Origin of the sequence: Sulfitobacter sediminilitoris, assembly GCF_010667575.1 — a bacterium.
Lineage (GTDB): Bacteria > Pseudomonadota > Alphaproteobacteria > Rhodobacterales > Rhodobacteraceae > Sulfitobacter > Sulfitobacter sediminilitoris.
On sequence record NZ_JAABNT010000014.1, the window covers coordinates 1 to 12164 of the forward strand.

The following is a 12164-nucleotide window of genomic DNA, read 5'->3' on the forward strand; positions in this document are numbered from 1 at the left end:
CATCCGCGTTCTTAACGCCGTTAAGCAGCTCGTCTAAAAGTTCCTTGGAAATCGTCATTGTCGTCATGCTCCTTCGTTGGTGAAGCATCGGCCAAATTACTCATACACAGAAGATCGGACACTCTCTTAACCAAATGTCTATTCAGTGTGTGGATACATATAACAATTGTCGAACAACCAGCCTCGCCAATCTGATTGCCCTGTCTGAAGACCTTGTCGGTCAAGCAATCGCGCTGCAAACCATAATTGGAGGATTTAATTCATTTGGAAATACGACCGATATGTTGCGGCAGTGGGAACAAATTCGCCTTTGCAATTCGCCGCCCCAACCCTCTTGCACCCCTCCCTCGAGTATTTCCAATCCGGTGTTCCGAAAAAACTACTACTTTCCAGCTAAACCTCCATACCCTGACGGATATAGATGTTTGACCGCAGCAGAAGCCCAGGGATTGATAGGTGGCGGTGAAGGAATTTCCCTTGCAGAAGGGTATTGCGCGCCAATCTGTCCTGCCGGGTATCAGCCCCAGTACTATAATGGTGTCGAAGTTTGCCTTGTTTGCCCCGCCGGAACCTCCTATCAGGACAACTGCTGTAAATAGCGGTCGCAAAACCGGGGCGATAGCTCGCCGCTAATAAAGTGTTTCGCCTAGTTTAGATTCAAGCCTTCACGATTTGTCTGGGCGGGATGGTTGTTCGTCGCCCTGGTCGGAATTTGGATCGGCAGTTTTCCTTCGCTTGTGATCACTGAATTTCTCGCCTTCAGGTGATTCAGTCGGGGTGCGACCTAACTTCCATGGCTTGTTCCACTTCGGCCCGCCGCGGGCGGCTTTGGGTTTTTGTTTCTTGAAGTGCATCTCACTCCACCTCCATCCAGAATTCGTACCGTCTAAGCAGCCAAACATTCAGGAGCCTGTCATTTTCCGACAACATGCTATTCGTTTGACACGATCGGGCAACATGGAAGATGCGGCAACTCCAAATGTAGAATTTGCGCCGATTCTGAATTCATAACGTCCGCTTCGCGCATTTCGCGCTCATGCATGCTTTGGGCAACAATGCTCGATTTGGGCTCGAAGCCGACATTCGCTCCCCTCAGATCACCAGCACAAGCATCAGGATCGACCCCACCAGCACCGCCATGCCAGCCCACTCGCGCGCACTGATCCGCTCGCGGAAAAACAGGGTCGACGCCGCAACGCTCAGGATCAATTCCACCTGTCCCAGCGCTTTCACATATGCTGCGTTCTGCAGGGCAAAGGCGATAAACCAGCACAGCGATCCGCCCATGGACGTCAGCCCGATCCAAAGCGCCACACGTCGTGCGCCCCAGACTGCGGTGATCTGGCCGGGCTCGCGCATCCGCAACCATACCAACATGATCACGGTCTGCATCGTCACGACCGCACCAAGGGTCACAGCCGCGCGCAACACAGCATCATCGGTCGCCACGGCAAAGGTCGCCCCCCGATAACTGACAGCCGAGAATGCAAAGAGCACGCCAGAGGCAATACCAAGCCCCGCCGCGCGGTTGCCAAGATCAGACAGCCTGAACCCACGTGCCTCCGGCCCGCCTGACAAAAGCAGCAATCCAACGATGCCAAGCGCAATCGCAGCGAACCCCAAGACTGAGACACCTTCTCCCAGCAAAAGCCAGCCAACCAATACAGTCTGAATGACCTCGGTCTTCTTGAAGGTGATCCCGACCGCGAAGTTGCGTTGCTTGAACAAAAGAACGACGCAGACCGTCGCCATGATCTGTGCTGTTGCCCCCAGCAGGCCGAAACCCCAAAAGGATGCGCCCACCGGCGGCAGCGATCTGTCAGTTCCGGCCAGATAGAGCGCCAACAGGATCAGAATAAATGGCAGGGAATACAGAAAACGCGAAAATGTCGCGCCACCTGCCGACAGGGTCGCTGTTGCCAGATGCTTTTGCAACATAAAGCGCACCGTCTGAAATGCGGCAGCGGCAAGAGTTACAAGAATCCAAAGATCAGGAAACGGGACGTTCATACATCCCTAGTGGCTTATTTCTCGGGTCGCTGCCAGAGCGGATGGGCAACAGGATCCTTACACCTGAAAAGATGCTTTGCAAAAACCTGGCCGTAGGAGCGATAGACATACCCTTGATTCATCCGCACAAAACGCGCCTGCCGCGCCCGGTAGATCGCCGGTAACTTGTGCCACGATACGCGCGGATGCATGTGATGCACGACGTGGTAATTGTTGTTGAGAAAAAGAAATGCCAAGGGCCCACGGTCCTCGATAATCACGCTGCGCCCCGACGCACGTTCATGTGCCTGATGTTCAAGAAACGTGCGGATGCGCAGGACCGACAGGGCCGCGTAACATGCCAGCAGGTAGCTCCATATTGGCATCGCAGACAAGCTGACCAACCAGACCGTGAGCACAACGCCGGGCAGATGGGCAAGCCAATGCAATGCTACCTCTCGCTCTCCGCGCATGATCCGCTGTAAATCACTTGCCAGAAAAGATTTCATTCCGATGAATGGCCCGATCGTCATCCGGCCAAAAAGCGTGTTGTTGAACGTCAGTACCCGACGTTGCCACAGGGCCAGCCCCGCCCAGATCTCAGGATCAAGATAATTCGTTTCGGGGTCATCATATGGATCCGTCAGATTGGCATCCCGGTGGTGCGCCAGATGCAGCGCTTTGAAACGCAGGTAGGGCACAAACAGACCGGGCTGCACCACACCCAGAACAGTGCTTGCCCTTTCAGAACCGAAGGGATGCCCGTGCAAAATCTCATGGCTAAGCGAGGAATGCAGCGTCAAAACCAGAACCAACACCACCCATTGGAAGGCAGCCCAGCCCGGAGGCAGCGCAAGCATGGCCCCAAAAACGCCCAAACAGGTAGAAAATACGCAGAGCGTCGGCCAATCCCAACGTTTTAGAACAGCTGATAAATTGCGTAGAAAGGATTGTGATGGAGAGGGCGGGATACGGTCGGTATGCATGGTTTTTTTTCAAAGTCTTTTGACCAAACATGACCCAGAAAGAATGAATGCCCCATTCAGATAACAGTTAACAATCCGCCCATCTGGTGATAATTATCCACGGATGACGAAATTAGTCGACAAAATCAGCCGTGCCCGTGAATTTCGCAGTCGTCTGTTTCAGGCTCTCAAAACTTCGGGTCTCAGCCAAAGTGCGCTGGCACGCGCCATCGGGGCTGACCGATCCACCTTGTCCCAAGCCCTTGGCGACTCTGGTACGCGGTTGCCCAGCGCGCATGTGATTGGGGCCTGCGCTTCGGTCCTTGGTGTCTCTACCGACTGGCTGCTGGGACTGTCAGATCGGCCCGAATCCGCTGCCGATCTTGTTTCAAACAGCTTCGTGGTATCGCAGGCCCCTCGCGCTCTGGTCGACGAACAGATATTTGCCTGGCACCGCGAGGCCGCAGGATACAAAATCCGTCACGTCCCCGCGACGTTGCCTGACATGCTAAAGACCGAAGACATGTTGGCCTGGGAATACGGGCCCCATCTGGGTCGCACTACGCAACAAGCGATTGGCGCGTCGCGCGACCGTCTCGACTGGATGCGCGAGGCAGGCTCCGAATATGAGATTGCCCTCCCGCTTTTCGAAGTCGACAGTTTCATTCGCGGAACCGGCTATTACAGGGGTTTGCCCGTCAGCTTGCGCCTTGCGCAAACCGATCATCTGATCAACCTGAGCTCTCAGCTTTACCCGCGCCTGCGCATCTATCAATTTGATGCCCGCAAGCTTTGGTCAGCGCCGGTCACAGTATTTGGCCCTCTTCTCGCTGTCTTCTATGCGGGCGGCCACTACATGGCATTCCGGGATCGCGCTCGAATAACCACATTCACCGGCGATTTCGACCGCCTCATCCGTGAAGCCTCGACTTCTGCCCGTGATTTCCCCGAGATTCTCACCAACCTCCGCACCCTGATCCGTTGATTTGGGCCTGTCTGACTGGTCAGCCTAATCTCTCACGAAATGAAACGAATGCGTTGCAACCGCTGAATTCGCCTCTCAATGCCCCACCTTGGGATCCGGGTTCTCCGTATGGCCGTCGACCGCGATCAGCTGTCCAGACACCATCCGCGCCGCGTCCGACCCAAGGAATACGGCCATTTCCGCCACATCGCGCGCTTCGACAAAAGAACGCATCGACGTCCCCGCGGCATAGCCGTTGTAAACTTGATCACGGGTCATTCCCTTGGCTGCCGCTTCTCGCGCCAGCACCCCTTCCATGCGCGGCCCCTCGACCGAGCCGGGGCAAATCGCGTTGGCCCTGATACCGAACGGCCCAAGTTCCATCGCAAGTGTCTTCATCAACCCGATCACGGCCCATTTCGCCGCCGCGTAGGGTGCACGATTTGGATAGCCGAAGAGACCCGCAGTTGATGAGGTCAAGATCATCGCGCCAGAGTGCGCCTGCTTCATCAGCGGGGCCGCATATTTCGCCGCAAGAAATGCCCCTTCCAGATTGACGCTCACACAGGCGCGCCAATCATCCAGCGCCACGTCCTCCACCAGCGCGGTCGGCCCGGCGATCCCTGCATTGGCACAGAGCACATCCAATCTGTCGAGTTCGCCAAAGACCCCGGCCATTGCCTGTTCATCGGCAGCGTTCGCCTCGAAACAGGTCCAATTTTCAGGACAGGTTCTGAGCGCGGCGGCGTCGACATCTGTTACCCAGACATCGAACCCCGCCGCATCAAAATGCTCGGCCATCGCGCGGCCGAGACCAGACGCGCCAGCGGTGATCAGAACCCGTTTCACCTTGGTCCGCCGATGGCACGCCCCGCCCCTTCGGGACGGCCGAGCGCCGCGTGACCCGCCGCAAACCGAACCAATGCAGCCTCAATTTCCGGTGACGGTGCCGATGGCTTGCGCGTCTCAAGCGAAACATGCAGCAAGAAATGCTCTCCTGTCGCCAACAAACGCTCCCCCTCCCGCATCTCATGGAACAAATGCATCTTTTTGCCCTCGCCCAAGATCACCTGCGTCGTGATCTTGATCACGGCTCCGGCGTGGACCTCATCCAGATGCCGGATATGTGTTTCAGCCGTGAAATAGCTGCCGCCTGATGAGATATATTCCGCGTCACTGCCGATGATTTCCATGAACCTGTCCGTCGCATCGGCAAAGGCATTCAAATACCGGCTTTCCGTCATGTGGCCGTTGTAATCCGTCCAATCGAGGGGCACCGTGCGCCGCGCCGTCAGCACTGGCTGATCCGCAGGCAATTCGGCTGCCCGCGCGCCCAGAGCCGTCCCGGCACGCATTTCGGATTCCTGCGCATTCAAAAGCGCGCCAGCACCCCAGTCCTGTGCTTTCAAACCGCGCATCATGGTCACCAGGTTATTGTCCCGAATGCGCTCCAGCTCTCGGATGGAATAGGCGCCTGACTGTGCATCGGACTGTCCAGCAATCAAATCGACCAGCTCATCTGTGAACTCGGGAACATCCATCAGCTTGGTCCAGGGCCACTTCAGCGCCGGGCCGAACTGCGCCATGAAGTGCTTCATGCCTGCTTCGCCGCCTGCCACGCGGTAGGTCTCGAACAACCCCATCTGTGCCCAGCGGATCCCGAACCCATACCGGATTGCGTTATCGATCTCTTCCGTTGTCGCGATCCCGTCTTTGACCAGCCACAACGCCTCGCGCCAGACGGCTTCAAGGAACCGGTCCGCCACATGGGCGTCGATTTCTTTTTTCAGATGCAGCGGATACATCCCGAGCGAAGAAAGCGTCGTTTTGGCCTGTTCGACCAAAGCGGCCTCCCCCGCGTCACCCGGCACCAATTCGACCAGCGGCAGCAGATAAACAGGGTTAAACGGGTGCGCGACCATGATCTGGCCCGGCCGTGCCGCGCCTTGCTGCAGTTCGCTGGGCTTGAAGCCGGATGTTGACGATCCGATCACAGCTCTTTCGGCGCAGTCCGCCTGCACCTCGGCGAAAGTCGCATGTTTGACCTCTAACCGCTCTGGAACGCTTTCCTGAATCCACTCAGCCCCTGCAACGGCTTCAGCGATGGCTGCATGAAAGCTCACCTTCCCCTCTGCAGGCAATGCCACGTCCGTTAAACCCGGCAGAGAGCGACGGGCGTTGCCCATCACTTCGCCAATCTTGCGCTTTGCCTCCGGGTCGGGGTCGTACACCCGGACATGCCAGCCGTTCAGCGCAAATCGCGCCGCCCAGCCACCGCCAATGACACCGCCGCCAATGATCGCTGCTGTTCTGCTCATCCCTCAACCTTTCTCAGCTTGGCCACGTCCCAGCCATTGAAATCCAAGATCTCCGTCGCCGCGGTTATGCGATCCCGTGCAGCTTTACGGTTTCGGTTCAGGATTGCCGCCCAACGGCCGTCCGCGTCTCCGATTGCAGCTGTCCGAAATCCTTCATCGATCCACATCACCACGAGTGTCTCATCACCGCCCATCTGCCGCAGAACGCCGGGCGCACTGATCAAATACGGGGTGTCCTGCCCTTCTGCCTGCCGCACGAAAACGTCATCAGTCGCCACGACATACCGCACCTCAGTGGAGCAGGTTCCCAGACAGGCCACTGTCGACCAGTCCCCAGCAAAGCGCGCTTTGTCAAAACGGCTGGTCCCGCCAATAGGTGCGGTGGGATTGCGAAAACCGATCTCAACATTTGCAGCAGGGGGGGCTGCACAGGCAGAAATCAACATGCCCAGCCCCGTTACCGCGCAGCAAAGCCTTGCACGGACGCCGCAACCTACAAGACGATTTACGCAATGTTTCCGCGTGGCGACGGCAATCACTTCGGCGCCCGCTTGACCAATCCAAGCTTCTCGCGCACTTCCGCCGGGCCGATAACCCGCGCGCCCATGTTCTCGATGATGGTGCCTGCACGTTCGACCAACTGCCAGTTTTCCGCCTTCACCCCCTTGTCGAGCCAGAGGTTGTCTTCCAGCCCGACGCGCACGTTACCGCCAGCGAGGACTGAGGCCGCGACATAGGCCATTTGGTTGCGCCCCAGACCAAAGGCAGAGAACGTCCAGTCCGGCGGCACATTGTTCACCATCGCCATGAAGGTATTCAGATCATCCGGAGCACCCCACGGGACGCCCATGCACAACTGCACCAGCGCGGGTGCCTCCAGCACCCCATCGCTGACCAGTTGCTTGGCATACCAAAGATGGCCCGTGTCGAACGCTTCGATCTCGGGCTTGACGCCCAGCTTGGTCATCATGCCGCCCATTGCCGTCAGCATACCGGGAGTGTTGGTCATCACGTAGTCAGCTTCGGCGAAATTCATTGTGCCGCAATCCAGCGTACAAATCTCTGGGAGGCATTCCGCCACATGCGCAACCCGCTCAGTCGCGCCGATCATGTCGGTGCCTTCCTGTACCGGAAACGGGTTTTCGACATCGCCAAAAATGATGTCGCCACCCATCCCTGCGGTCAGGTTCAGCACAACGTCCGTCTCGGAATCGCGGATGCGTTCCGTTACTTCACGGTAAAGCGACAAATCGCGGCTTGGCGTTCCTGTCTCAGGGTCGCGCACGTGGCAATGTACGACGGCGGCACCAGCTTTGGCCGCTGCGATTGCACTGTCTGCAATCTGCTGAGGCGAGCGCGGCACGTGAGGCGAGCGATCTTGCGTGCCGCCTGACCCGGTGACGGCGCAGGTAATGAAAACCTCACGGTTCATGGAAAGTGGCATGGGTGCGCTCCCTTTTATTCGCATGTTTTCGCAGACCATGCGTCAGGATTCGCGTGAACGCCATGCCGAAAACGACATGGCATTGCATAGAAAGAACCCCGTGAACGCGGTCCTTTCTACCTTCGGAGTTCAGCAAGAGAACTTTGACAATTCGAGGGCTCAATATGGCATTGGATGCGCCTTGTTTACCTCGTCAAGTGCCGTAAGCACCTCATCAGACAGCGTGACGTCAGCCGCGCCGATCGCTGTCTCCAATTGATCCATCCGCGTGGCCCCAAAGATTACCGAGCCCATGAAAGGCCTCTGGCAACACCATGCGAGGGCCATATGAACGGGGTCCAATTCGTGATCCCGTGCCACTTTCAGGTAGGCATCCACAGCCTCAAACGCGCGCTTGGTCTTGCGTCCGCCAAGGTCGGCGTTCAGCGAAAGTCGCGAACCCTCGGGGACTTGGCCGCCTTGATACTTGCCGGTGAGCAATCCGGTCGCCAGAGGCGAAAAGGCAAACATATCGATACGCTCGTTAATGCAAGCCTCGGCCACGTCCGTATCCGCCATCCGGCACATCAGCGAATACTCATTCTGCACCGAAATCGGGCGCGGGCCGCCGACGTTCTTTGCCACCTGCGCCCATTGGGTCAAGCCCCACGCGCTTTCGTTGCTCAGTCCGAAATGGCGGATTGTGCCGCGTTTGACCTCATCCTGAAGGGCGCCCATGGCGTCTTCCATATGAGCCATTGTTTCAGCCCGGTTTTGGTCTGACGGGTCAAATGTCCAGTTTTGGCGGAACATATAGCTGCCCCTATTTGGCCAATGAAACTGGTAAAGATCGATGTAATCGGTCTTGAGCCTGCGCAATGATCCTTCAACGGTCTCGGCAATTGTCTTGGACGATATCGGCGCACCGTCGCGAACATGGGCCATTCCGGCCCCGGAGTGTTTCGTCGCCAGCACCACATCACCGCGCTGGGTGCCGCGCTCAAACCACAAGCCGATAATGCGTTCTGTGCGGCCCGTTGTCTCGGCGCTGACCGGGTTCACCGGATACATTTCAGCAGTATCAATGAAATTAATGCTAGCGTCCAACGCGCGGTCAATCTGCTTATGTGCCTCTTCCGCAGTGTTCTGTGTGCCCCATGTCATTGAGCCAAGACACAACTCCGATACCTCAAGATCGCTGCCGCCAAGTTTGTTCATCTTCATTCTACACCTCGCTTCTGACGCCACCCTAAGCGGCGAGATGTGCGCCGCAAGCCAGAAATCTTCACGTGGTCTGGCATGATTTTCTGAATAAAGTACTGGCACAAATCGGAAAACGACGCCTTTTGTCGGCTTTCCTATTGGGAACAAGGGCCAAGCGCGTCTATGAAACGCCATGCGCTTGCTCATCTCCTTTGCAGCCCTTTTCCTGTCAGTCATCCTGTTGCAACTGTCTTCGGGCGGTGTTGGGCCGATTGATGTGCTGTCCGGAACGGCGCTGGGGTTCTCGCGTCAAGAGATTGGCCTCTTGGGGTCGGCGCATTTCCTTGGGTTCTTCATCGGGTGCTGGTGGGCTCCGCGCCTGATGGGATCCGTAGGGCACAGCCGGGCCTTCGCCGCGTTCACCGCAACCGGCGCCATCGGCCTTATGGCGCATATGCTTGTCGTGGATGCATATGCCTGGGCGGTAATGCGGATCGCGTCCGGGCTGTGCGTTGCCGGTTGTTATACAGTGATCGAAGCATGGTTGCAGGCCAAGGTCACGAATGCCACCCGTGGCCGGACCATGGGCATTTACCGCGTCGTAGACACGACAGGCAGTCTGGGCGCACAAATGATCGTCGGCATCCTCGCCCCTGCGTCCTATGTCTCTTACAACGTTCTGGCGATAGGGTGTTGTGCCGCGCTGTTGCCGCTGACCCTAACCACGATCAAGCAGCCCGAAACGCCAGCCTCACCCCGCTTGCGCCCGCGCCTTGCATTTGAACGGTCCCCTTTGGCTGCTGCAGGTGTCGTTGTTGCGGCCCTCTCCAGCGCATCTTTCCGCATGGTCGGACCGATCTACGGCCAAGAGGTCGGCCTCTCTGCTGGCCAGATTGCGTGGTTCCTGTCTGCATTCGTGCTGGGCGGCGCGGTGGCACAGTTTCCCGTGGGCTGGCTTGCCGATAAATACGACCGCCGCTGGGTGCTGATCTGGCTGTCAGTGGCCGCCATGCTCAGCTGCGGCGTGACCGTGATGGCCAGTGGCCTTGGTACCGCAAGTATCATGCTGACGGCGGGCCTTTTTGGGCTGACAACCTTTCCAATCTATTCGGTATCCGCCGCCCATGCGCATGACTTTGCCAGCAGCGAAGAACGCGTCGAGCTCTCTGCCGCGCTGATGTTCTGGTTTGCGACCGGAGCAATCTTTGCCCCCTACATCGCCTCGGTCCTGATCGAAGGGTACGGGCCTGCCGCATTGTTCCTGATGATATCTGTGGGGCACGGTGTGCTTGTAATTTTCGGATTGGCCCGGATGCGCGCAAGGCCCACGAAACCTGTCCGCACGCCCTATGTTTATGCACCCCGCACCTCCTTCACGATCGGTCGATTGCTGCGCAAAGAGCGTGACAAGAACTGAACAATGCTGACAGGCCGTGCGCAGATTCCATAAAGACCACCAGAAGCCATTGCGCCAATTGATCCTGCGGGACAGGCGGTCTATGTGATCCTCCAGCCTCCCGCGCAAAGGAAATAACCCATGGCACGCCACCTGATCACCTCCGCCATTCCCTATATCAATGGCATCAAGCATCTGGGCAATCTGGTTGGCAGCCAATTGCCGGCGGACCTTTATGCGCGGTATCTGCGGGCACGTGGCCACGAGGTGCTGTTTCTCTGCGCGACGGATGAGCATGGCACACCGGCCGAACTCGCTGCAGCCAAGGCAGGCAAGCCGGTAGCGGAATACTGCGCTGAGATGCATGCGGTTCAGGCAAAAATTACAGAAGGGTTTGGGCTGTCCTTTGACTATTTTGGGCGGTCTTCCTCCCCGCAAAACCAAAAGCTGACGCAGCATTTCGCAGGTGTGCTGGCCGATCAGGGGCTGATCGAGGAAGTGACTGAACAACAGGTCTATTCCAACGCCGACGGACGGTTTCTGCCCGACCGCTATATTGAAGGCACCTGCCCCAATTGCGGGTTCGAAAGCGCGCGGGGCGATCAATGCGACAATTGCACCAAGCAACTTGATCCGGTTGATCTGATTGACCCTCGCAGTACTATTTCAGGATCAACCGACCTTGAAATGCGCGAAACCAAGCATTTGTTCCTGCGCCAGAGCAAGATGAAAGATCAACTGGACGCCTGGATCAACTCCAAGGCGGATTGGCCCGTGCTGACCACGTCCATCGCCAAGAAATGGCTACATGACGGCGACGGCTTGCAGGACCGGGGGATCACCCGTGATCTGGACTGGGGTGTTCCCGTAAAACATGGTGAAAAGGACTGGCCGGGGATGGAGGGCAAGGTCTTCTACGTCTGGTTCGATGCCCCGATCGAATATATTGCAAGCGCTCAGGAATGGGTCGATGCGGGCCAGGGAACCAACTGGGAACGCTGGTGGCGCACCGACGCTGGCGCAGATGACGTGCGCTATACCCAGTTCATGGGCAAGGACAACGTACCGTTCCATACGCTTAGCTTTCCGGCAACCATCATGGGGTCCGGAGAGCCATGGAAACTGGTCGATTATATAAAATCTTTCAATTACTTGACATATGATGGGGGCCAATTCTCAACGTCTCGGGGTCGCGGTGTTTTCATGGACCAGGCGCTTGAAATCCTGCCTGCAGACTATTGGCGCTGGTGGTTGCTGAGCCATGCGCCCGAAACATCGGACGCAGAGTTCACATGGGAGAATTTCCAGTCATCCGTGAACAAGGATTTGGCGGATGTATTGGGCAACTTCGTCAGCCGCATCACAAAGTTCTGCCGATCAAAATTCGGGGAAGCGGTGCCAGAGGCCGGCACCTATGGCGCTGCCGAAGAGGCGCTGATTGCTGATATCACCGCACGGGTCGCAAAGTATCAAGAGCATATGGATGCCATCGAAGTGCGCAAATCAGCACAGGAACTGCGCGCCATTTGGGCGGCGGGGAATGAGTATCTTCAGGCAGAAGCACCCTGGACGACGTTCAAGACTGATGCTGACAAGGCCGCAGCGCAGGTACGCCTGGCACTGAACCTGATCCCGCTTTACGCAACGCTGTCGGCTCCATTTATCCCAACAGCCAGCCAGCAAATGCTGAAAGCGATGCGGCTGCCAGATGCGATCTGGCCAGATGACGTTCCGGCGGCATTGGGTCTGCTGTCGCCCGGCCACGCTTTCGACGTTCCAGAGGTCATGTTCGCCAAGATCAGCGACGAAGACCGTGAAGCGTGGTCAGAGCGTTTTGCCGGCACGCGCGATTAAGAGGGCGCGTCCCCCCAGTATCGCAGTATTCCGGTAACTGGGCCCCGCACCT

General features: G+C 57.5%; 11 protein-coding genes. 3 read left to right on the top strand and 8 right to left on the bottom strand.

What is annotated here, in order from left to right; translation table 11 throughout:
• Positions 1–665: 665 nt before the first annotated feature.
• The 3 genes from GV827_RS17980 to GV827_RS17990 all read right to left on the bottom strand — a co-directional run bounded on the left by GV827_RS17980 (position 666) and on the right by GV827_RS17990 (position 2849).
• Positions 666–854, bottom strand: a complete 189-nt coding sequence (locus tag GV827_RS17980) for a hypothetical protein (protein WP_164355203.1) — start codon at positions 852–854, stop codon at positions 666–668.
• Between the two features lie 238 nt (positions 855–1092).
• A complete protein-coding gene (locus tag GV827_RS17985; protein ID WP_164355204.1) occupies positions 1093–2010 on the bottom strand; it encodes a DMT family transporter in 918 nt (305 codons plus the stop codon).
• Between the two features lie 14 nt (positions 2011–2024).
• Complete coding sequence (locus tag GV827_RS17990) at positions 2025–2849, bottom strand: fatty acid desaturase (protein ID WP_235930431.1); 825 nt, start codon at positions 2847–2849, stop codon at positions 2025–2027.
• A 229-nt stretch (positions 2850–3078) separates the two neighbouring features.
• Here GV827_RS17990 and GV827_RS17995 point away from each other — a divergent pair, with 229 nt between their 5' ends.
• Entirely contained in the window at positions 3079–3939 is an 861-nt protein-coding gene (locus GV827_RS17995) for a helix-turn-helix domain-containing protein (RefSeq protein WP_164355206.1), read from the top strand.
• Positions 3940–4014: 75 nt separating this feature from the next.
• Here the strand turns inward: GV827_RS17995 and GV827_RS18000 are convergent, their stop codons facing one another.
• From GV827_RS18000 to GV827_RS18020, 5 genes are all read right to left on the bottom strand, one after another.
• Entirely contained in the window at positions 4015–4767 is a 753-nt protein-coding gene (locus tag GV827_RS18000) for an SDR family oxidoreductase (RefSeq protein WP_164355207.1), read from the bottom strand.
• On the bottom strand, positions 4764–6236 hold the full coding sequence (locus GV827_RS18005) for a carnitine 3-dehydrogenase (RefSeq protein WP_164355208.1): 1473 nt from the start codon (positions 6234–6236) through the stop codon (positions 4764–4766). Before GV827_RS18005 ends, GV827_RS18000 begins: the two co-directional genes overlap by 4 nt.
• The gene (locus tag GV827_RS18010) at positions 6233–6682 is read right to left on the bottom strand and encodes a lipocalin family protein (protein WP_164355209.1); all 450 of its coding nucleotides are present in this window, start codon (positions 6680–6682) and stop codon (positions 6233–6235) included. Before GV827_RS18010 ends, GV827_RS18005 begins: the two co-directional genes overlap by 4 nt.
• An 89-nt stretch (positions 6683–6771) precedes the next feature.
• Positions 6772–7680, bottom strand: coding sequence for a BKACE family enzyme (locus tag GV827_RS18015; protein WP_164355210.1), 909 nt, complete (start codon positions 7678–7680; stop codon positions 6772–6774).
• 159 nt (positions 7681–7839) lie between these two features.
• A complete protein-coding gene (locus GV827_RS18020) occupies positions 7840–8883 on the bottom strand; it encodes an aldo/keto reductase (protein WP_164355211.1) in 1044 nt (347 codons plus the stop codon).
• A 172-nt stretch (positions 8884–9055) separates the two neighbouring features.
• Between GV827_RS18020 and GV827_RS18025 the strand changes: the two genes are divergently transcribed.
• Both GV827_RS18025 and metG read left to right on the top strand, forming a co-directional pair.
• Positions 9056–10279: an MFS transporter gene (locus GV827_RS18025; RefSeq protein WP_164355212.1), complete on the top strand. Its 1224-nt coding sequence runs from the start codon at positions 9056–9058 to the stop codon at positions 10277–10279.
• Between the two features lie 120 nt (positions 10280–10399).
• A complete protein-coding gene (metG, locus tag GV827_RS18030) occupies positions 10400–12112 on the top strand; it encodes a methionine--tRNA ligase (RefSeq protein ID WP_164355213.1) in 1713 nt (570 codons plus the stop codon).
• Positions 12113–12164 lie beyond the last annotated feature (52 nt).

Excerpts from the sequence above, each read along its gene's own strand:
- GV827_RS17980 (WP_164355203.1), bottom strand. The coding sequence starts at position 854 with ATGCACTTCAAGAAACAAAAACCCAAAGCCGCCCGCGGCGGGCCGAAG.
- GV827_RS17985 (WP_164355204.1), bottom strand. The coding sequence starts at position 2,010 with ATGAACGTCCCGTTTCCTGATCTTTGGATTCTTGTAACTCTTGCCGCT.
- GV827_RS17990 (WP_235930431.1), bottom strand. The coding sequence starts at position 2,849 with ATGCTTGCGCTGCCTCCGGGCTGGGCTGCCTTCCAATGGGTGGTGTTG.
- GV827_RS17995 (WP_164355206.1), top strand. The coding sequence starts at position 3,079 with ATGACGAAATTAGTCGACAAAATCAGCCGTGCCCGTGAATTTCGCAGT.
- GV827_RS18005 (WP_164355208.1), bottom strand. The coding sequence starts at position 6,236 with ATGAGCAGAACAGCAGCGATCATTGGCGGCGGTGTCATTGGCGGTGGC.
- GV827_RS18010 (WP_164355209.1), bottom strand. The coding sequence starts at position 6,682 with ATGTTGATTTCTGCCTGTGCAGCCCCCCCTGCTGCAAATGTTGAGATC.
- GV827_RS18015 (WP_164355210.1), bottom strand. The coding sequence starts at position 7,680 with ATGCCACTTTCCATGAACCGTGAGGTTTTCATTACCTGCGCCGTCACC.
- GV827_RS18020 (WP_164355211.1), bottom strand. The coding sequence starts at position 8,883 with ATGAAGATGAACAAACTTGGCGGCAGCGATCTTGAGGTATCGGAGTTG.
- GV827_RS18025 (WP_164355212.1), top strand. The coding sequence starts at position 9,056 with ATGCGCTTGCTCATCTCCTTTGCAGCCCTTTTCCTGTCAGTCATCCTG.
- metG (WP_164355213.1), top strand. The coding sequence starts at position 10,400 with ATGGCACGCCACCTGATCACCTCCGCCATTCCCTATATCAATGGCATC.